Origin of the sequence: Pseudomonas sp. DWP2-2, assembly GCF_049897065.1 — a bacterium.
GTDB lineage: Bacteria > Pseudomonadota > Gammaproteobacteria > Pseudomonadales > Pseudomonadaceae > Aquipseudomonas > Aquipseudomonas paracarnis.
This window is the reverse complement of sequence record NZ_JAFCVN010000003.1, coordinates 127,013-148,043: the sequence shown is the minus strand read 5'-3', so window position 1 is coordinate 148,043 and position 21,031 is coordinate 127,013. Positions and strand designations below refer to the sequence as shown.

Annotated in this window: 19 protein-coding genes; 6 read left to right on the top strand and 13 right to left on the bottom strand. The window is 59.4% G+C overall.

Going from position 1 to position 21,031, the window contains the following annotated elements:
• Positions 1-121 precede the first annotated feature (121 nt).
• Entirely contained in the window at positions 122-1,285 is a 1,164-nt protein-coding gene (locus ACP7CZ_RS08180) for an AAA family ATPase (RefSeq protein WP_294173016.1), read from the top strand.
• Positions 1,286-1,397: 112 nt separating this feature from the next.
• On the opposite strand, the gene ACP7CZ_RS08175 is transcribed toward ACP7CZ_RS08180, so the two are convergent.
• From ACP7CZ_RS08175 to ACP7CZ_RS08120, 12 genes are all read right to left on the bottom strand, one after another.
• Complete coding sequence (locus ACP7CZ_RS08175; protein ID WP_054896672.1) at positions 1,398-2,246, bottom strand: transporter substrate-binding domain-containing protein; 849 nt, start codon at positions 2,244-2,246, stop codon at positions 1,398-1,400.
• Positions 2,243-3,019, bottom strand: coding sequence for an amino acid ABC transporter ATP-binding protein (locus ACP7CZ_RS08170; protein WP_034125472.1), 777 nt, complete (start codon positions 3,017-3,019; stop codon positions 2,243-2,245). The genes ACP7CZ_RS08175 and ACP7CZ_RS08170 overlap by 4 nt, the downstream gene beginning before the upstream one ends.
• The gene (locus ACP7CZ_RS08165) at positions 3,016-3,675 is read right to left on the bottom strand and encodes an amino acid ABC transporter permease (RefSeq protein ID WP_034125471.1); all 660 of its coding nucleotides are present in this window, start codon (positions 3,673-3,675) and stop codon (positions 3,016-3,018) included. The genes ACP7CZ_RS08170 and ACP7CZ_RS08165 overlap by 4 nt, the downstream gene beginning before the upstream one ends.
• Positions 3,656-4,321 carry an amino acid ABC transporter permease gene (locus tag ACP7CZ_RS08160; protein WP_003187615.1) on the bottom strand — a complete coding sequence of 222 codons (666 nt, stop codon included), beginning with the start codon at positions 4,319-4,321 and terminating at the stop codon, positions 3,656-3,658. Before ACP7CZ_RS08160 ends, ACP7CZ_RS08165 begins: the two co-directional genes overlap by 20 nt.
• A 363-nt stretch (positions 4,322-4,684) precedes the next feature.
• The gene (locus tag ACP7CZ_RS08155; RefSeq protein WP_034125470.1) at positions 4,685-5,467 is read right to left on the bottom strand and encodes a MetQ/NlpA family ABC transporter substrate-binding protein; all 783 of its coding nucleotides are present in this window, start codon (positions 5,465-5,467) and stop codon (positions 4,685-4,687) included.
• Positions 5,468-5,573: 106 nt separating this feature from the next.
• The gene (locus ACP7CZ_RS08150) at positions 5,574-6,500 is read right to left on the bottom strand and encodes a sigma 54-interacting transcriptional regulator (RefSeq protein ID WP_054920316.1); all 927 of its coding nucleotides are present in this window, start codon (positions 6,498-6,500) and stop codon (positions 5,574-5,576) included.
• Positions 6,501-6,546: 46 nt separating this feature from the next.
• Entirely contained in the window at positions 6,547-7,128 is a 582-nt protein-coding gene (locus tag ACP7CZ_RS08145; protein WP_070415457.1) for an alpha/beta hydrolase, read from the bottom strand.
• 191 nt (positions 7,129-7,319) lie between these two features.
• On the bottom strand, positions 7,320-10,250 hold the full coding sequence (locus ACP7CZ_RS08140; protein WP_294173041.1) for a glycosyltransferase family 32 protein: 2,931 nt from the start codon (positions 10,248-10,250) through the stop codon (positions 7,320-7,322).
• A gap of 186 nt (positions 10,251-10,436) precedes the next feature.
• Positions 10,437-10,838, bottom strand: a complete 402-nt coding sequence (locus ACP7CZ_RS08135) for an ExbD/TolR family protein (protein ID WP_198790434.1) — start codon at positions 10,836-10,838, stop codon at positions 10,437-10,439.
• Position 10,839: 1 nt separating this feature from the next.
• Entirely contained in the window at positions 10,840-11,562 is a 723-nt protein-coding gene (locus ACP7CZ_RS08130; protein ID WP_087149534.1) for a MotA/TolQ/ExbB proton channel family protein, read from the bottom strand.
• Positions 11,563-11,587: 25 nt separating this feature from the next.
• Positions 11,588-12,400: an energy transducer TonB gene (locus ACP7CZ_RS08125; RefSeq protein WP_198861772.1), complete on the bottom strand. Its 813-nt coding sequence runs from the start codon at positions 12,398-12,400 to the stop codon at positions 11,588-11,590.
• 235 nt (positions 12,401-12,635) lie between these two features.
• Positions 12,636-13,487, bottom strand: a complete 852-nt coding sequence (locus tag ACP7CZ_RS08120; protein WP_054920352.1) for a LysR family transcriptional regulator — start codon at positions 13,485-13,487, stop codon at positions 12,636-12,638.
• A 105-nt stretch (positions 13,488-13,592) separates the two neighbouring features.
• On the opposite strand from ACP7CZ_RS08120, the gene ACP7CZ_RS08115 reads away from it, so the two are divergent.
• Entirely contained in the window at positions 13,593-14,054 is a 462-nt protein-coding gene (locus ACP7CZ_RS08115) for a nucleoside deaminase (RefSeq protein ID WP_054920323.1), read from the top strand.
• On the top strand, positions 14,041-15,228 hold the full coding sequence (locus ACP7CZ_RS08110; protein ID WP_054920326.1) for a CynX/NimT family MFS transporter: 1,188 nt from the start codon (positions 14,041-14,043) through the stop codon (positions 15,226-15,228). Before ACP7CZ_RS08115 ends, ACP7CZ_RS08110 begins: the two co-directional genes overlap by 14 nt.
• Here ACP7CZ_RS08110 and ACP7CZ_RS08105 read toward each other — a convergent pair.
• Positions 15,199-17,514 carry a TonB-dependent receptor gene (locus ACP7CZ_RS08105; RefSeq protein ID WP_127880536.1) on the bottom strand — a complete coding sequence of 772 codons (2,316 nt, stop codon included), beginning with the start codon at positions 17,512-17,514 and terminating at the stop codon, positions 15,199-15,201. The genes ACP7CZ_RS08110 and ACP7CZ_RS08105 overlap by 30 nt on opposite strands.
• Positions 17,515-17,669: 155 nt before the next feature.
• On the opposite strand from ACP7CZ_RS08105, the gene ACP7CZ_RS08100 reads away from it, so the two are divergent.
• From ACP7CZ_RS08100 to ACP7CZ_RS08090, 3 genes are all read left to right on the top strand, one after another.
• Positions 17,670-18,614: a LysR family transcriptional regulator gene (locus ACP7CZ_RS08100; protein ID WP_294173060.1), complete on the top strand. Its 945-nt coding sequence runs from the start codon at positions 17,670-17,672 to the stop codon at positions 18,612-18,614.
• 105 nt (positions 18,615-18,719) lie between these two features.
• On the top strand, positions 18,720-19,181 hold the full coding sequence (locus ACP7CZ_RS08095; RefSeq protein WP_054896680.1) for an HIT family protein: 462 nt from the start codon (positions 18,720-18,722) through the stop codon (positions 19,179-19,181).
• Positions 19,182-19,423: 242 nt separating this feature from the next.
• Positions 19,424-21,031, top strand: coding sequence for an alkaline phosphatase family protein (locus ACP7CZ_RS08090; protein WP_198790429.1), 1,608 nt, complete (start codon positions 19,424-19,426; stop codon positions 21,029-21,031).

The window sequence follows — 21,031 nt, the reverse complement described above, 5'->3', positions numbered from 1 at the left end:
GCAGGCTCCTTTTGCGTGATGCCGACGTTCAAGTGTGTATGCGACTGTGAGCTTAGATCAGGGTTCCTTATCTGCATGGAGGATCCCATACTCCAATGGTTCCCATGCTGACTAAATACACATGCTTAAAACCCTCGCGGTGGCCAATTACCGCTCGATCAACAAATTGGTGGTGCCCCTGGACCGGCTGAACCTGGTGACAGGGCCCAATGGCAGCGGCAAGTCCAACCTGTATCGCGCCCTGCGCCTGCTGGCCGAAACTGCCCAGGGTGGGGTGATCAATGCGCTGGCCCGCGAAGGCGGGCTGGATTCCACATTCTGGGCCGGGCCGGAAAACATCAGCCGGCGCATGCGCAATGGCGAAGTACCGGTGGAGGCCGTGGTCGCCCAAGGCGTCAAACGCTTGCGCCTGGGCTTTGCCGGGGAGGACTTCAGCTACGCCATCTCCCTGGGCATGCCCATCCCGGTTCCCGGCAGCGAGTTCAAACTGGACCCGGAGATTAAAAAGGAATGTATCTGGGCCGGCCCTCTCTATCGCCCGGCTAGCCTGCTGGTTCAGCGCTCGGGACCGATGGTACGCGCCCGTGATGGCCGCGCCTGGGACGTGCTGGCCCAACACACGCCCAACTATCACAGCCTGTTCGATCAGGTCGGCAGCCTGCGCGGTTCGCCGGAAGTGTTGCTGCTGCGCGAAAGCATCCGTGGCTGGCGCTTTTATGATCACTTTCGCAGCGATGTGGATGCGCCGGTACGCCAGCCGCAATTAGGCACGCGCACGCCGGTGCTGCATCACGACGGTCGGGATTTGGCGGCCGCGTTACAGACGATTCGCGAAGTGGGCGATGTCGAGGCGTTGCAGCACGCGGTCAGTGATGCCTTCCCCGGCGCACGGTTGCATATCGAACCGTTGCAGGGCGGACGCTTTGCCATTGAGTTCTATCAGGAAGGCTTACTGCGCCCGTTGTCGGCGGCGGAGCTGTCGGACGGCACCTTGCGTTACCTGCTGCTGATCGCAGCACTGCTGACCCCACGCCCGCCGACCATGATGGTGCTGAACGAGCCGGAGACCAGCCTGCATCCCGACCTGTTGCCGGCACTGGCGCGCTTGATTATCCAGGCGTCGAAGCAGTGCCAGGTGTGGGTGGTGAGCCATGCCAGCCGCTTGATTGCAGCGTTGCAGCAGGATGAGGGGTGTAACTCGATTGTGTTGGAGAAGGTGTTGGGGGAGACACGGATTGTGGGGCAAGGGATGCTGGATGGGCCGGCCTGGCACTGGCCGGAGTAGGAGCGAGCTTGCTCGCGAAAAACGTCAACGATAACGCAGCGCTATCTGGTAGCCCGCGTTGCCTGTGCGTTCTTCGCGAGCAAGCTCGCTCCTACAAGGACGGGGTGAACAATCAGCCCTGCCACTTACCGCCTTCGACAATCACACTCTCAGGCTTGGTGTCATCGCTCAGTTCTTTTCGCACATATTGGTCATAAAGCTTGAGCAGAAACTTCTCCTCCCCCAACTTCGCCAGCTCGGCATTCACCCAGTCGCGCAACTCGATATTGCCCTTCTTCACCGCCGGGGCAATCGGCGCTTCATCACCCAGCTTCTCTTCCAGCACGCGGTAACCCGGGTTCTGCTTGGCCCAGCTGAACAGCACCAGGTTGTCCTGGGCATAGGCATCACCACGCCCGGCCGACAGAGCTTGCAGCGACTCGGAGTTCTTCTCGAACTTGAGCAGCTTCCAGTCCGGATGGTTCTTGGTCAGCCAGATATCCGCCGTGGTGCCGGTGGTGACGATGGTCGTGCGGGTTGCCAGGTCAGCCAGGCTTTTGACGGCGCTGTCATTCGGCACCAGAGCCTGCACCGCGACTTTCAGGTTGGGGTTGGTGAAGTCCACCGCGTCCTTGCGTTCAGGCGTCACGGTCATGTTGGCGAGAATCAGGTCGACCTTGTCGCTTTGCAGGAAGGGAATGCGGCTGGCCGGTTCCACGGCGACAAATTCCACCTTGTTTTCGTCGCCCAACAGGTCCTTGGCGAATTGACGGCCGATGTCGGTATCGAAGCCGACATAACGACCCGCTTCGTCCACAAAACCGAATGGCGGCTTGTCGGTAAACACGCCGACAATCAGCTTGTCCCGCGCTTTGATTTTGTCGATGTAGCTCACAGCCGCGGGTTTTACCGGCTCTTCGGCCTTTTTATCGCAGCCGGCCAGCAAGGCGACGGCAAACAGTGGCAGCAGTAACTTTTTCATATCAGCTCCAGTTCCTTGATCTTTTTGGGCAGTGTTGAAACAAAGGAGAACTTCTCCAGGAACTGCTGCGCGCGTGCGGTCTGCGGGTTCGTAAAGAATGCCTCGGGGGTGTTGTGTTCGAGGATGCGACCGGCCTCCATGAACACCACGCGGTCGGCGACGGCGCGGGCGAAGGCCATTTCGTGGGTAACGATCAGCAGGGTCATGCCATCGCGGGCCAGGTCCTGGATCACTTCCAGCACTTCCTTGACCATCTCCGGGTCGAGGGCCGCGGTGACTTCGTCAAACAGCATGACCTGAGGGTTCATGCACAACGAGCGCACGATGGCGATGCGTTGCTGCTGGCCGCCGGAAAGCTGGCGTGGGAAGGCGTCGCGCTTGTCGGCAAGGCCCACGCGCTCCAGCAATTTTTCCGCCTGCTCACGGGCCTCCCGTGGGTCGCGCTTTTGCACTTTGAGCGGGCCGAGCAGGATGTTGTCGAGCACGCTCATGTGCGGGAACAGGTGGTAGCTCTGGAACACCATGCCAATGTCCTGGCGTACCTGGCGCCAGTCGGTGGTTTTATCCAGCAGCTCTTTGCCGGCGAACCGCAGACTGCCGCTGTGTGCCACTTCCAACCCGTTCAAACAACGCAGCAAGGTGCTTTTGCCACAGCCGCTGGGGCCGAGGATCACCACCACTTCGCCGCGTTGCACGCTCAGGTCGATACCCTTGAGCACCTGCGCCTCGCCGAAGAATTTGTTGAAACCCTGGAACTCGATCAATGCGCTCATGCTTGGGCCCAGCGCCGTTCCAGCACCTTGGAGGCGGCTGACAACGGGTAGCAGATAAAGAAGAAAAACAGGAACAGCGCACCGTAGATCAATACCGACTCATAGGTGCGCTCGATGATTTGCTGGCCGACCTTGATCACATCCACCACGCCGATCAGCACCGCCAGGGAGCTGGTCTTGATGATGCGCGTGTACACATTGATGGTCGGCGGCGTCATGCGCTTGAGGGCCTGGGGCAGCAGTACATAGCCGTACAACTGTGGGCCGGACAGGCCAATCGACAAGCCCGCTTCGCGCTGGCCACGGGGCAGCGAATGCAACGCGCCACGCACCACTTCGCCCACCTCGCTGGCGCCCCACAACGACAGCACCAGCACCGCGCACCAGAAACTGGGGATGCTCAGGCCGAAGAAGATCGGCACGCCAAAAAACAGCAGGTACAACCACACCAGTACCGGAATGGCGCGGAACAGTTCCAGGTAGACCCGCAGCACGCCGTTGATCGCTTTGTTATTCAAAGTGCGCAGCACGCCGTAGAGCACGCCGCCAACCGTACTGAAGGCGATGCTCAAAAACGAAATCGACAGGGTTTGCGCAGCGCCCTTGCCCAGTTGCGGCAACGACACCCACAGCAACTCAAGACCCGAACTGGCCATGTTGGAGCCTCCTTTCCAGGCGGCTGAGCAACAGCGACAACGGCAAGAACAACAGCACGCAAATCAGCGTCAGCACAGCGAGCATTTCGTAGGTCTTGTAGTAGAGGGCGATGTAGCTCTTGGTGGTGTAGAGAATTTCCGGCACCGCCACGGCGGAAACCACCGTGGTTTCCTTGAGCAGAAAGATGAAATTGGCGAACAGCGCCGGCAGGCTGAGGATGCCGGCCTGGGGCAGGATCACATGGCGCAACAGCTGCCAATCGGACAGGCCAATGGACTTGCCCGACTCGATTTGCGCCAGCGGCACCGCTTCCACACCAGCGCGCAGCACCTCGGTGAGATAGGCGCCGCCCAGAAAGGTCATGGTGATGATCGCCGCCCAGAACCCGGAAATATTGAAACCCAGGGCCGGCAGCGCGAAGTAGACGAAGAACAGTTGGATCAACAGCGGCGTGTTACGCGCCAGCTCCACATAGAGCGCCACCAGGCGCGACAGGTAAGGCGTGCGAAACACCAGCAGCGCAGCGTTGATCAGCGCCACCAGCAAGGACGTGGCAATGGCGATCAGGCCGACTTGCAGCGTCACACCCACAGCCTTGAGAAACGCCGGGAGGGTGCTGAGGATAAAAGCGAAATCGAAGGTCATGTGCAGTCCATATCGCCGCATGGGTAATGCCGCGAGCGCAGTCCGTGCTGACGTGGATAACGTCAGCTAGCGCGAACTTTAAAAGTATAAAAATCAAAATTTAAATACCAAAATAGCATATTGGTATCACCCAAAAACCTAACCCCTGCGGGAGCTGTCGATCATTCCCACGCTCTGCGTGGGAATGCAGCCCAGGACGCTCTGCGTCCGCTCTAAAGTCGTGACGCAGAGCGTCACAGGAGACGTTCCCACGCGGAGCGTGGGAACGAGCAATCGCACAGTTTTGACTGTATTTCAGATAAAAAAACGCCGACGCTGTAGTAGCCGTCGGCGTTGAAACCTTGAAGGGGGTTTTGGCTTACATCAGAACGCTGGCACCACCGCGCCGTTGTACTTCTTCTCGATGAAAGCTTTGACTTCCGGGCTGGTCAGGGCCTTGGCCAACTTCTGGATAGCATCGCTGTCCTTGTTGTCCGGGCGGGCCACCAGGAAGTTTACGTAAGGTGATTTGGCGTCTTCGATGATCAACGCGTCCTTGGCCGGGTTCAGGCCAGCTTCCAGGGCGTAGTTGGTGTTGATCAGGTCGAGGTCAACCTGGTCCAGCACCCGTGGCAGCAGGGCCGATTCCAGCTCTTTGAACTTCAGGTTCTTCGGGTTGCTGGCGATGTCTTTCGGCGTGGCCAGGGCGTTGGTCGGGTCTTTGAGGGTGATAACACCGGCCTTTTGCAGCAGCAACAGGGCGCGGCCGCTGTTGGAGCCTTCGTTCGGAATCGCCACGGTGGCGCCGTCTTTCAGATCTTCGATTTTCTTGATCTTTTTCGAGTAGCCGCCGAAGGGTTCAACGTGCACGCCCACCACGGTAATCAGATTGGTACCTTTACCCTTGTTGAAGTTTTCCAGGTACGGCAGGGTCTGGAAATAGTTGGCATCCAGGCGTTTCTCAGCGACTTGCACGTTTGGCTGTACGTAGTCGGTAAAGACTTTGATCTGCAGGTCCACACCTTCCTTGGCCAGGGTCGGCTTGATCAGCTCGAGGATTTCGGCGTGGGGAATCGGCGTAGCAGCCACCACCAGTTTCTCGCTGGCCTGGGCAAAACCAGCAGTCAGGGCAGCCGCCAGAGCGGTAAACAACAGAACCTTTTTCATGCAATGTCCTTCTAACGACCGTTTTTATGTGAGGTGCCAGCGAAGTGCTATCGCGGCGTGGAAAGGACAATACCTAGATTTTTTATTCCCGAACAATATCTTTTATTCACGTTGATATTCCATTTTGCTCATACAGGAATTTACGCACCGATTCCTGCTCGGCCGGGCTGGCGCTGGCCAAAATTCGTCGCACTTGCTCCAGCGGCGAACCCGCCGCTGGCAAGTTCAAATGCTCGGGCAAGATTTCATCGCCGCTGCTCACCAGCAAGGCAAAGTGAATGACGTTTTCCAGTTCGCGGGTATTACCCGGCCAAGTGTGGTGTTCCAGCACCTGCTGGGCGGCGTCGCTGATCAGTGGCACCGGCAGGTCCAGGCGCTGGCTGTAGATGCCGAGGAAATATTCGGCCAGGGACAAGATATCCCCCACCCGCTCGCGCAACGCCGGCAGGTCCAACCGGCCCTCACTCAAATAATGGAACAGACGCTCGTGAAACTTGCCCACGGCCACGGCCTGGGCCAGGTCGATGCTGGTGGCGGCCACCAAGCGCACATCCACCGGGCTGGGCTGGTGGGCACCCACACGCGTGACTTCGTGGTTTTCCAAAGCCGCGAGCAATTTCACCTGGATCGGCAGCGGCAAGTCGCCGATCTCATCCAGGTACAAGGTGCCGCCATTGGCCGAGCCGAACCAACCCGCGCGGCTACTGGCCGCGCCACTGTGGCTACCGGCGGCATAGCCAAACAACTCGGCATCGGCATAGGTGGGGCTGATTGCGCCACAATTGACCGAGACAAACAGGCCAGTACGGTCACTGCCACGGTGGATATGCCGTGCCAGCAGTTCTTTACCGCTACCGGTCTCGCCGCGAATCAGCACAGGCAAGGCACGTGGTGCGAGGCTTTCCAGCTCTTCGCGCAGTTGGCGTGAGCGTGGGTCGACAAACACCAGAGCTTTGGCGCGAATACTCAGCGGACTCTTTTCCGCGTCCGGGAAGGTCAGCAATGGCTGGCCGAAGGTTTCATGCAGACTCATGGCAGGCTCCCGCCCCAATCCACACAGGGACGGGGCGTTGAAAATATTAGGCGCTGCGCCGAGCGTGGTGCTCGAGGCGATGTTGCAGGCGATAGAGGTAAGCAAACCCTTGCTCCCAGCGCCGGTGGCCGGACTTCACATTGATATGCCCGGCGCCCGACAAGATGCCGGCTTCGGCGCCCCACTGACGCGCCAGTTCCAGAGCCCTGGGGGCGCTTACGGCACTGTCGTTGTCGGAGCTGACCACCTGGCTGGGAAATGGCAGCAGGTCAGTTGGAATAGGGGCGAAATTGCGCAGTGCAGGGGCACACGCAGGACGCTCGACATCCGCCGGTGCCACCAGCAATGCGCCGCGTACCTGCCGCAAGAAGCGCACGGGGGCAGTGGCGGCCCAGTGGGCCACGGTGATGCAACCCAGGCTATGAGCGATCAGGATGACCGGCGTGCTGTCGGCAGCGATGGCCTCGGCCAGTGCGGCGACCCAATCCTCGCGACGCGGCGTCAGCCAATCGGCCTGTTCCACCCGTGCGCTGTTGGGCAAGCTGTTTTGCCAATGGGTTTGCCAATGATCTTCTGGCGATCCTTGCCAGCCCGGCACGATCAGATAACGAATCGACTCGCTGTGCATGGGTGTGCCCTCCTGCAGCGTTTAACGTTGCTGGTCAGTATAGGGTGAGGCTCACGCACCAATAAGGAATAAAAAAGAATTTATTAATAACCAAAAGGAATTTACGCCCTTTTCAGAACTTGCTTTACCAAGCCCTTCATTAAAACCGGCCATTGCGCCCCTGCCACCGCGGCGCAATGACCGAGCCAACCTCAGCGAGAATGATGCATAGAGTGTTCCGAGCCGATAGCAACTCCGAACTTATGGTTCATCGCCATATAATAATCACGCACTTGTGTAAGTTTTTCCGCATACGCTTGCGGAAGTAAAATACGCGCTTCCAACAGTTCCGTCAGTTCCTCAACTTCTGAAAAAAAACCATATTCTTTTTGCGCCAATACATCACCAAACATTCTCGGCCCAGTGATCTCGAAAATTTTCTTTACATACTCGTTATAAATTTGCCGCTCTGCGGCTGTCGAGTTTTCCTTCAGAAAGGGACGATTAGCGTTCAACCATTCTTCGTTTGCCTTGTATCGCTCATACGCCGTCTCCAGAATCTCGTCAAATACAGGGTTGTCTGGGTGGCTGGCAAAATTACTGGTGTTGAACCCATTGAAGTCCGCAGGTTCGTAAGTAACCGGCACGTTCATCAAGATGTCATTGGGCGTGGCTTTCAATGTGACCTCGCCCACATTAAAGGTCAGTGCATCATCCGTATCCAGATAGATGCCACCGTACTTTTTCATTAGCACCGCGCGCATGACGTCCGATGAGGCCGCTAAATTCTGCCCGCGCCCTGAACGGAAAAACTGATACATCTCGCCGTATTGACCTGCATTCAGAGCCTGAAAACTTTCATCGGCCTTTAAATCATGAACTTCAAGCCCGCCCACTTTATGATCCAACGCTGAATGTATTTTCTGAAAAGTATCCGCGTCATTGGCATCAACGTGAACAATCGATTTATACCCGGGGCTTTTCCGGGAATTTTCCATAATATTATTGAGTAGATTTTCCGGCATTTCATTGCCGGCCCAAAAATAGTGGATCACTTTCGGCACATCTGTAGCGCCGGACGGCAGTACCGGCATTCTCGGTAGTTTCAGTACTTTGGTTGTCATCGAAGCAGGCGCATTTTTACTGGCCTCAATCGCTTCGGCTTGAGTGCCACCCAGCCACCGTCCTTGACCTTTACGCCAATAAAAGATGTCGTTCACCTGACCATTGGCCTGGAGCCCGCGCCAAAGACCCGCTTCGACGTCATACGTAACTTTGGTACCGTATTGACCGACATAAACCATATAGTCTTTCCCGATCATGCGCCTCACGTCATCCATGGGAACCCTGACCTCCTCAAGGATCACTGGAGGTGAGACGGGCCCCATCGGGTATCCGATATGCCCATTGACACGTTGTGGTGGCCTGAAGAATGGGCGCGCTTGTTCAGTCACTTGGGTGGGTGTGCGGGTTGCAGCATCAACCCCTGCTGCAACGCCACCGCCGGACACCCTCTCTGTCAGCGCTTTCGCCAGTGGTGCTCCCGCGTGAGTGGCCAACGGCGGTACGGCGTTCAACACGCCAAACACAATGCGGTCGGAAGCCGTTGCTTTTCCCTGGACGGCATCATCAATACCGATACCTGTCTGGGCAGCCCCGGCGGCCAGGAAGAAAACATCCAGCCCTATAGCGACTTCGGGCATCACCAGCGCCAGGGGCGTCATGAACATGGCGACCTTGGTAGCCTCTTCCACGACATGCAGCACCTGGTTCTTGGTGTAGTCCCCGTCACTGACAATCGCATTGTCGGCGTCCGAATAGGACCGTGCTTTTTGCCGAACCTTGACCGCTTCGAAAGGATCGCCGTGCATCTGCTCAACAGCGATGAAACGATCCGGCACCCAACCGTTGAGGCTCGCAAGGAAAGCATTGCCTGATGCCTGCGCATCGGACCAATTTCCCATCCCTTGCAGGGTCTGACGTACGCCGTCTGAAAACGTTCTGTCAGCTTGATCCTTGAGGGAAAAGTGCGTCAACAAGGACGCGCGCTTTACGGGGTCCGAGGCTTGCCCGGCCAGCCACGTTGTCATTTGCTGGGGATTATCGAAGCGATGTATTGGCGAGGAGTTGCCAGGGATGTAAAGCAACGTCAACTGGGTTTTCCGATCGGTCACACACATCAAGTCGGTCGACTCAAACCCATTGATGCTCAGCAGGCCGATGTCCAGATCCGGGTCCTTCACGGCAGGCCCTTCAAAATCCTGGACCGTCAGCTTGGACCAATCCTTTTGCGCAACAGGCCCCAACGCTCGCTGAGCGAGTGCCGTCTCGGCAGAGCCAAGGCTCCCTTCCAGGCGCTGCAGATTGATGGCTTTGACAAACGAGATTTTACTCAATGCCGTATAAGATTCGCTGTGCTTGTCCCAAAACCCATCAAGGGTCTTCTTATACAGTTGGGTCCGGTCTGTATCCCAGACTAATGCCTTGAAGTCATCCACCGGTATGGAAACGCGGGTGTCGTCGTTATAGGGGGCATCGCCCGGCGCACTGGGCTCCCGATAAATACCTTGTCGAGTGTTTGCTTCCTGCACCCAACCGTCAATCTGGTTGTAAATATATATCGCTGGCGAAAAGTACTTGCCAATCTTTACGAACCAGCTTTCATCTTTCTTAATTGTTACATCTTGCCTGTTTTTCAATGCCGCTTGTGTCAGGGTGATTTTTTCTACCACCTCTTTTTCATCCTCACTGTCATCTTTAAATGTCACCAGATAGGTTTTATCTGGATCAATATCCACACCCCACTGCTGCTTTATCTTTGCAGATAAAATAGTGGAAATTTCTTTTTCGGGCGTTACAAAGTCGGCGGTTTGCTTGCTGATATAAGATTCTAAACGAGTATTTTTTTTGAATGCCGAGTTGCTCCCACCTCCTGGCGTAGGGCTTGCTTCAGCGCCCTGCAGTAAACTCTGTTTTCTCTTATAGTCAGCCAGCGTGGGCAAAATACAGGCTGATGGATGTCTCAGGCCGGCCATACGATCGTTCGAAGATGCCATTACCGCAGGCTTTTCTTCAGGCTTTTCAACCGTTAAATGGGGATTAACGAACGTATTCACGACTTGGACAGGAACGCGTATAGACATGCAATTACTCCATTAATTAAATCACTCTATGCGCCGACCAGAATAAGCATGCAGCCGAAAATTGCACGCTCGGATACATGTAAATTCTTTTCCTGTGCAACATCTGTAAACATGCAATGCTTAGATAAAAAAAGGGCCGCACCCTGCCAAGGAAAGCGGCCCAAAAACTGTCGAGACTTTTTGAAACTAACGTGCAGTGATCACCGACAACTTGGTGATGCCCGCACGCTCAATCGACGCCATGGCTCGTGCCACTTCGCCGTAGTTCACTCCATCGTCAGCCTGCAGTTGCACCCGCACATCGGGGTCCTTGGCCTTCGCCGCCTGCAGGTTGAACTCCAGCAGATCCGACTGGATTTCGTCCTTGTTGATAAACAATTTGCCGGCGCCGTCAATGCTCACCACCAATGGATCCTTCTGCTCAACCGGTGCCACGGCCTGGGTCTTGGGCAGGTTGATCGGGATCGAGTTGGTCAACAGCGGCGCGGTGACGATAAACACCACCAGCAGCACCAGCATCACGTCCACCAGCGGCGTGACGTTGATCTCGCTCAGCACCTCATCACTGTCTTGCGTGGAGAAGGCCATGTCAGGACGCCTCCTTCACTTTCTGCGGGCTACCGGCGCCGGCCTTGGTCAGCGCCGGGTGCAGCAGCACGCGGAACGCGTTTTTCTGCGCCAGGCTGTAGAAGTCGTGGGCAAAGTCATCCAGGTCTGCCGCCGTCAGCTTCAGGCGGCGCAAAAAGTAGTTGTAGACCAGCACCGCAGGCACCGCGACGGCGATCCCCACGCCGGTCGCCACCAGTGCCGCGCCGATGGGCCCGGCCACGGTTTCCAGGCTGGCGGACCCGGCAGCACTGATCCCCTTCAGCGCTTCCATGATCCCCCACACGGTGCCAAACAGGCCGATAAACGGCGAGGTGCTGCCGATACTGGCGACTACAGCCAGACCGGTTTCCAGGGAGCGGCGCTCACGCACAATTTGCTGGCGCAGAGCGCGTTCGAGGCGGTCCTGGTGATTGATCGCCTGGCTCAAATCCGCAGCGTGGGTGGTATCGCCCACCTGGATCGCGGCATAACCGGCCTGGGCTACACGGGCGGCGGCGCCAGGCTGGGTTTCGGCGAGTTCGGCGGCCGAGTCGAGGCTCGATGCCGCCCAGAACTGTTTGTGAAACTTGCGATCCTGGGCCTTGAGGCGACCGAACTGCACGCCCTTGAGCAAGGCCAGGCCCCAAGTGGCGACCGAAAAGGCCACCAGCAGCCAGATCACCGTGCTTTCGATGGATTCAAGTGGAGATGCCAATGCCATGATGTTTTCCCTCTGCGCCGCTGAATAATTAATGAATCTTGAAATCGATGGGCACGCTCACCCAGCCGTTGAGGGCCACATCGCCCTGCTTGGCAGGCACGAAACTCCAGCGCTTCACCGCCGCCAATGCCGCGTCATCCAACTGCTGGCGACCACTGCTTTTTTGCACCTGGATCTCACCCGGTTTACCGCTGGCCAGCACCTGCACCCGCAGCAACACCGTGCCTTCCCAACCGCGACGCTGAGCCAGTGACGGGTATTCCGGCGCCGGGTTTTTCAGGTACGCGGCGTTGGCCGAAGCAGGCGTCACCGGCGCTGGCGCCGCAGGTGCGGGCGGTGCAGGTGGCGCTGGCGTCGGTGGTGCAGGTGGCTGCTCGACGGCCTTGGGGGCCGGCTTGGGCTCAGGTTTAGGCACGGGCTTGGGCTTGGGTTTCGCAATGGGTTTGGGCGGCGCCGGCTTGGCCGCCAACTCATCCACCAGCGGCGGCGGGGGCTCGACCACAGGCGGAGGCGGTGGTGGCGGTACAGGCGGTGGCGGCTCAACCACCGGCGGCGCCGGCTGGGAAAATTCGATGGTCATCGGTGGAATTTCCGGCGGCACAATCGGCAGCACCGGCGTGGGTTTCTGGCTCACCCAATAGATCACTGCACCGTGCAGCGCCAACACCAGCAACCCGAGCAAAACCCCTTCGCGGCGGCTGGAAAAACGCTTCGGGGTCTTCTGCAAGCGCAATTGCCCCAACGGCGCGCGATGCGGCCGGCCAAGGTCGACCAACTCACCACTCGGTGCCTGGCGCCACTGCGCCTCAGATGCACTGGCGGCGGTCTGGACTTTGCCCATTGATTCACTCCCTGCGGTTTTGAAAAACCGACGGGCCAGCGTGAAGGCCCGTCGAGGGCTGAATCATCGGTGCCAGACACTTATCTCTTAAAGTAATCTTTAAAGTTATATATAGAACAAAAACGCATAAATAAAACAGCCGATCACACCAAAGCCACGTGGTCCGTGGCCTGGCTTCAAGCCGTTGTTTTTCAATGCCTTTAAGGCATACAAAATATTCGTCAAAGGTATGGGCTCAGTGCGGGTTCCCACTGCACAACGCCAGTAACTCGTCCAACAAACTCTGGCCCGCTGCGCCCAAACCACTGCGGCCATACAGGGCCAACCGCACGCCATGAACAGGTGGCAAGCCACTCTCTGGGCCGAGTATGCGATGGCCCGGTTGTAACACCCGTTCTGGCAATAAACTGATGCCCAAGCCTGCCGCCACCGCCGAGCACACACTGGCCAGGCTGGCGCTGGAATAGCCGATGCGCCAACGCCAGCCGGCCCGTTCCAGATGGTGCAGCATGTCGTTGCGATACAGGCCACCTACGGGGAAAGCCACCAGCGGCAGCGGGTCGCGGCCCAGGGCCGGGGTGCTCAGGCTGTCGACCCAATACAAGGGCTCCGGCCACGACGCCACACAGTCGTCGCTGTCGCCCATCTGCTTGACCAGCAACACATCGAACTCACCGCCCCGGTACTGGCGCTGCAATTCGGGGCCCAGACCGCTGGTGACTTCCAGCCGCACCCGTGGGTACGCCACCACAAACGCCGAAAGCAGCGGCATCAGGCGCTCGGCGGCGAAATCCTCCGGCACGCCGAGGCGCAACACACCGTCGCTTTGCTGGTTGATCAGCACGTCGGCGGCTTCTTCGTGCAACGCGAGAATACGGCGCGCATACGCGAGCAGACGCTCACCCTCGGCGGTGGCCACTACCCGGCGCTGATCGCGGTCCAATAACTGACAGGCCACTGCGTCTTCCAGGCGGCGGATCTGCTGGCTGACGGTGGATTGAGTCAAATGCAGGCGCTCGGCCGCCCGGGTGAAATTGCCGCAGTCCACCACGGCGACAAAGCTGCGCAACAACACGGGATCGAACAACGTCATCACCATTGCGTTTGCCACTGATTGGCATGTTTATATTTAATTTCAGCATACCTTGCTGGCTGACCATACTTCACCTTTCATCGCACCCCGGGGCCTTGTATGACCAACGATCAACCACACCTGCAACGCGCTATCGCTTTGGCCCATGCCAACGTCGCCCAAGGTGGCCGCCCCTTCGGCGCGGTGCTGACGCGCAACGATGAGGTGTTGGTGGAAGCCGTGAATGAGATCCACCTGACCCAGGACCCCACCGCCCACGCCGAGCTGCTGGCAATTCGCGCAGCGAGCCGGCAGCTGGGTGCACGCCTGGAAGGGTGCGTGATCTACGCCAGCGGCCAGCCTTGCCCGATGTGCCTGAGCGCCATGTACCTGTGCGGTGTAGAACGCGTAGTGTTTGCCGCCAGCAACGAAATGGCCGAGCCTTACGGCCTGTCGACCGCAGCCATCAGCCAACAGGTTGGCTTGCCCATCGACGCGCAACGCCTGCCCATTCAGCACCTGCCCGATACCGCAATGACTGCGCTGTATCACCAGTGGAAAACCCTGCATGACCCTGAATAAATCCCTCGCCGGCTGGGGCCTGCTGGTGGTGCTCGGCCTGAACCTGCGCCCGATCCTCAGTTCCATCAGCCCACTGCTCGGCGAGATTCGCCAGGCCACCGGCCTGAGCTTTCAGAGCAGTGCCCTGCTCACCAGCCTGCCGGTGATCTGCATGGGGTTGGTGGCACTGGTGGGCGTGCGCGTGGAGGCTCGCTTGGGCGAGCGTCGCGGCATCGCCCTGGGCTTGTTGATGATTCTGCTGGCGTGCCTGGCGCGCTGGTTGATAGGCGAAGCCTCGGCACTGCTGGTTACCGCGCTGCTTGGCGGTGCGGGTGTTGCGCTGATCCAGGCGCTGGTGCCGGCAATGATCAAGCGTGAATTCCATCACCGTGTGCCCGTAGCGATGGGGGTGTACTCGGCGTCGCTGATGGCCGGCGGTGGGCTGGCGGCGCTGCTCAGCCCGGTGATAGCCACGCATTTCCAGCAATGGCAGGCAGGCCTGGGTGTGTGGTTATTGCCGGCGCTGGGGGCATTGCTGCTGTGGGCCTGGCTACCGCTGGGCGCCGCGCGCAATCCACTGCAGGCGCCTGCGTTCAAAGGGTTGCGCAACCGCCGCGCCTGGCTGCTGGCGCTGTATTTCGGCCTGGTCAATTGCGGCTACATGAGCATGGTCGCGTGGCTGCCGGCCTACTATCAGCAACTGGGCTGGGGCGTGCTGCCCAGCGGGTCGTTGCTGGCATTCATGACGATTTTTCAGGTGGCGGCCGCCCTGCTGATGCCGGTGCTGGCGCAACGCGGTATCGACCGCCGCCCATTGCTCAGCATCAGCCTGCTGGCCCAAACCATCGGCTACCTCGGCCTGATCATTGCGCCGCAGGAATATCCCCACCTGTGGGTGGCCTTGTGCGGCTTCGGGTTAGGGGCGTGCTTTGCCCTGAGCCTGCTGCTGACCCTCGACCACCATCGCGACCCACGCCAAGCCGGGCAACTGGCGGCGTTCGTGCAAGGCGTAGGCTTTTTGATCAATGCGATTTCGCCGTGGCTGACCGGCTGGCTGCGCGAGCTTACCGGCAACTTTGTCAGTGCATGGGTGGTGCTGACGGTGACGGTGGTGGCGATGCTGCTGGTGACGCGGGTGTTCAGCCCGGCCACCTATCGCACCGACCTAGAAGTCGTAGCGCCCAGTCACGCCTAGGGTGCGCGGCGTGCCCAGCAGGCCCTCGTAACCGCCGTTACCACCGGTCCACAGGGTGGTGTAGTAGGTTTTGTCGAAAGCGTTTTTCAGCCACAGCGACACATCCCACTGCCCCTGGTCATAGTCGCCGCGCAAACCGGTAGACAGGTTGACCACCGCATACGCCGGGATCTGCCCGTAGTCGGAATCTTCCACGGTGCCCACCGCCTTGGAACGGAACGCGTAGCTGGCGGTGACGTAGGGTTCGAAGCCGTTCGCCAGGTTCCACTTGTACTCGCCGTTGGCGTTGGCAATCCACTTGGACGCGCCCACCACTTGGTGGCCGCTCAAGTCGCAGGACGCCGGCGCACCGGGACGCAGGCTGGTTTCCGGCGGGCATGGCGCATCCTTGTAAGACAGGTACGTCACGTCATTGAAGGAACCGTTGATGTTCAGGGTCAGGCCCTTGATCGGCACCAGGGTGCTTTCCACCTCCACCCCCCGCGAGCGTACCGAGCCGGCGTTGGTCAGGTACTGAACGCGGTTGTCCTGGTCGTAGGCGTTGGTCTGGTAGCCGTTGACCTGGGTCCAGAACAGGTTGGCATTGAGCTGCAGGCGGCGGTCCCACAACGTGCTCTTGAAGCCTAGCTCGGCGTTGTTGGCGCGCTCGGTGCCGATCAGCAACGAGTCGGCACCGGCCGTCGGCGCAGACCCCACCGCCAGGTTCACACCGCCGGACTTCTCGCCATGGGACAGCGTCGCGTAGCCCAGCAGGTTTTCATTGAAGTGATAACTGAGGTTGAGCAGCCCCGACGGCGTAGCGCTGTATTGCGACAGGTCGCCCGAGTCATAGGCCCCGGTACGCCCACGCCGCGCCATGGCGGCGGCCCCGCTGACCGCCGCGCCACCGACGGGCGCATTGCGCGTGACCCAGGCGCTTTTTTCTTCGTAGGTGCCGCGTACACCGGCGGTGAAATCCAGGCGCTCGGTCAGGTGCCAGGTGCCTTGGGCGAACAGCGCGAAACTGTCGGTGCGGATATGCCCGTTGCCCACACTGCTCACATTGCTCAACGCACCGGCGGGCGTGCCGTTCCAGATATCGGCCTTGGGCCCGTAGTAGGCAAAGGATTTGTTATCCAGGTCGGAGCCGAAGTAGTAGGCGCCGAGCACGTAATCGAAGAAACCACCGCTGGGCGACGCCAAGCGGAATTCCTGGGACCACTGCTTATCTTCCACCGAAACCCCGGCGTTATACGACGCCGGTACGTTGAGGCCATCATCGTTGCGCGGGGTGAAATTCCACCAGCGGTAAGCACTCACCGAGGTCAGGGTGAAGTCGCTGGGCAGCGTCCAATTGGCTTCCAGCGAGGTACCGCCCTGGAACACCGTGACGTGCTGGTCGTTGTCCAGGTTGACCTTGCGATGGGTGCCGTCCACCAGGGTGGCGCCTGCCGCGTTGGCCCGGGATTGATACAGGTTGGTGCCATTGATGGTCGGCCCGGTGCTGTACAGCACGCGGGTGCCGGCGCTGGAGTCTTCTTCGTTGTAGTCGCCGATCCAGCGCAGGTTGAACGCTTCGTTGGGCTTGTACAGCAGTTGCCCGCGAAAGCCCTGGCGTGAACCGCCGTTCAGATCATGGCCATCGTGTTCATTCTTGATGTCGCCGTCGCTGCGGGTGCGATAGGCCGAGAAACGCCCTGCCAGGTCATCGGTCAGGGGGCCGGAAATCGTGCCCTTGGTCTGGAAATAACCGTCCTCGCCCAAGGAGGTTTCGATGCTGCGCTCCGGGGTAAAGCTCGGTGCGCGGGTGCTGATGTTGATGACCCCGGCAGTGGTGTTCTTGCCGAACAACGTGCCCTGGGGGCCGCGCAAAACTTCAAGCTGCTCAATGTCCATCAGGTCGAACACCGCCATGCCCGGGCGCCCGAGGTAGACATTGTCGATATACAGCCCCACGCTGCCTTCCAGGCCATCGCTGGCCGGGTTGTTGCCCAGGCCGCGGATCGACACGCTGGACTGGCGCGCATGCATATAGGCGACGTTGACGCTGGGCACCAGTTGCTGCAAATCCTGGATGCGGTACACCCGCTGGGTTTCCAGAGCCTGGCCGCCGACCACGCTCATGGGCGTCGGCACGGCCTGGGCACTTTCGGTACGCCGCCGGGCAGTCACCGTGACAGTTTCCAGTTGGCCACTGGCGCTTTCGCCCTTGCCGGCAGGCGCGGGTGTTTCAGCGGCCTGGGCCGGCGACCAACTGCTGCTACCGGCCACTAGAACAGCCAGGGGCAAGGACTTGAACAAACTCATAAGCGGCTCCAAAACCCCGGAATACTCGTCGCCTCATATTCCTAAAGGCTATTTATTTATGTTTTTACGAACATTTACTGCATAAGAGATAGCCTTTATAAGGAGTCGACGTAATGCATAGCCAATGCATTTCCCGGATATTTTTGATGTGAAAAATGCATATCGACTTGCGCCAGCTTCGCCACTTCATCGCCCTTGCTGAACAACGCAGTTTTGTCGCGGCAGCCTTGGCCGTGAACCTGTCGCAGTCGGCGTTCAGTCGCAGCATCCAGGCCCTGGAACACAGCGCCGGCTGCCAACTGGTGGACCGCGGCCGCAAGGACCTGGCGCCCACCAAGCAAGGCCAGGTGCTCCTCGAACATGCCCGGCGCCTGGTCAGCGGCGCACAACAACTGGCCAACGAAATCAGCCAGTTCAACGGCCTGGAAGCTGGCGAGCTGCGCTTCGGCTGCGGCCCGGCCCCGGCAGGTGGGTTGGTCCCCCGCGCCATCGGCAGTTTTATCGGGCGCTACCCCAAGGCCCGCGTGCAGTTCCAGGTGGACGACTGGCAAAGCCTGGGCAAGCGCCTGCTCAGCGAAGAGTTCGAATTCTTCGTCGCCGACACCCGCCACTTCGAAGCCAACCCCGACTACCACACCCACCGCCTGCGCCCACGTCGCTGGTACTTCTGCTGCCGCGCCGGCCACCCCCTGACCGCGCGCAACAGCGTCAGCGCCGCCGAGCTGATGAGCTACCCGCTGGCAGTAACCATCCGCCCGCCGAACCTGCGCAAAGTCATCGTCGACCTCAGCGGCCGGCCGGATTACCAGCCCAATGTGGAATGCGAAAACGGTTACAGCCTGATGGGCGTGGTGCTGCGCTCGGACGCCATCGGCATCGTCAGCGCCAACAGTGACGTGCTGCACATGGCCCGCGGCGAACTGGTGTGTTTGCAGATTGAGGGATTGGACGAAAACCTGGAGGAGCGCTACACCCGCTACGGAATCGTCAGCCGCGCAGGGTATCGGTTGTCGCCGCTGGCGCAGGCGATGATTGAGCAAATCAAGGAGATTGATGAGAGAGACGAGGATGCTTATGCGTTGGAAAATATTGCGGTCTGACCAAGCGGTGAACAGCGGCCCGCAACGTCAGTGAAGTCATCATTAGATAACAAAGATCACATACAAGAGAGTCTACCTTTTGACCCGCACGAGGAAGCGCGTTTGATGGACTGTATCTTTTGCAGCATTGCCCGCGGTACTGCACCCTCCCACCTCCTGTGGGAAGACCAGACCCACATGGCCTTTCTCTCCATATTTCCCAATACGCCGGGGTTCAGTGTGGTTATCCCTAAAACCCATCACGGCAGCTATGCGTTTGCCGAACCGGACACCGTGCTGTGTGACTTGATCATCGCAGCCAAGAAGACGGCGAAGCTTTTGGACAAAGCGCTAAAAGGTGTGGCTAGAACGGGCATGATTCTGGAGGGTTATGGCGTCGATCATCTGCACGCCAAATTATTCCCGATGCATGGGACCGGGGAAGATAGCGCCTTCAAAAAAATCAGTTCGACCCAGGACAAATATTTTGAGCGTTATGAAGGCTATGTCTCCTCCCATGACGCTTCCAGGGCAGATGATAAAGCGCTGGCAGGACTGGCCGCTCACATCAGGTCCTTCGCCGGGTAAGCCTGCTCCCACCATTTGATCGCGGGGTGGCAGGTAGATATGTATCTGCTGTCAGGCCGTCATCGCAGGCAAGCCAGCTCCCACAGGGAAATGCATTTCAACTGTGGGAGCTGGCTTGCCTGCGATGACGCCAGCAGCCACACCCATGCACTCAATGCATAGAACCCAGTCCCCAAATGCACTTGCCAGAGCGCCCCTCGAACGGCGAAAAAACCCACCTGTCCTCCGTTCGGTAAATTCCTATGTCTGACCCCAAACCCCTGCGCAACGTGCTCTACATCATGTGCGACCAACTGCGCCGCGACTACCTGTCCTGCTACGGCCATGCCCATCTGCACACGCCGAATATCGACCGCCTGGCCGCCGCTGGCGTGCGTTTCAGTCGGGCCTATACACAAGGCACCATCTGCGGCCCGTCGCGCATGTCGGCCTACACCGGGCGCTATGTCAGCAGCCATCAGGTGGCGTGGAATGCAGTGCCGCTGCCGCTCGAAGAGCTGACGATCGGCGACTACCTGCGCCCCCACGGCATCCGCACCGCCCTGGTGGGCAAGACCCACGCCACGCCGAATATTGAGGCCTTGCAGCGCCTGCAGATAGACCCCGACAGTGCCCAGGCCGAGCCACTCAATGAGGTCGGCTTCGACGCGTATCTGCGTCACGACGGCATCTACCCCGACAGCCCGCTGTTCGAGGATAAGCGCGAGTCCGCGCCCTACACCCAATACTTGCGTGATCACGGCTACCACGGCAGCAACCCTTGGCACGAATGGGCCAACGCCGCCGAAGGTGAGAACGGCGAAGTGCTCAGCGGCTGGCATATGCGCAACGCCGGCAAACCCGCACGGGTGGCCGAAGAACATTCGGAGACCGTCTACACCACCGACCGCGCCATCGACTTTATCGACGAACAAGGTGAACAGCCCTGGTGCCTGCACCTGTCGTATATCAAGCCGCACTGGCCCTACATCGCGCCGGCGCCGTATCACGCGCTGTACGGAACCGAGCATGTGCAAGCGCCGATTCAACCTGACCACACCAGCGATCACCCGGTGTACCAGGCATTTCGCCAACACCAGGAGAGCCAGAATTTCTCCCGTGACGAGGTGCGCCTCACGGTGATTCCGACCTACATGGGCCTGATCAAACAGATTGACGATCAACTCGGGCGGCTGTTCGACTTTCTGCAAAGCGCTGGCCGCTGGGACGACACGCTGATCGTGTTTACCAGCGACCACGGCGACTTCCTGGGCGATCATTTCCTCGGTGAAAAAGAATTCTTGCTGGAGCCTGCGGTGGGTGTACCGCTGATCGTGCGCGACCCACGTGCCAGCGCCGATGTCAGCCGCGGCACCGTGGATGAGCGTCTGGTGGAAACCATCGACGCCTTGCCCACCTTCCTCGACGCCTTGGGCTTGCCCGCCGCCGACCATCGCCTGGAAGGTCGCTCACTGATTCCATTGCTGCACGGCGCGCAACCCGCCTGGCGCCGCTACGCCATTGCCGAATACGACTACGCCTTCCAGGCCCCGGCTCGCGAGCGTCTGGAGCAACCCATCGACCGTTGCCGCATGACCATGGTGCGCAGCGAGCGCTGGAAGTACCTGGCGTACGACGGCTTTCGCCCGCAACTGTTCGACCTGGAAAACGACCCGCAAGAACTGTACGACCTGGGCAGCGATCCTGCCTATGCCGAGGTGCGCGAGACGCACCTGGGTTATCTGTTCGACTGGTTACGCGGGTTGAAACGGCGCACCACCATCAGCCACACGGAGGTTGAGGTGCGCGGGCAATGGTTTCGTTATGGTGAGCCAGAGGCAGAGAAAGTGGTGAAGATCGGAGTCTGGTAA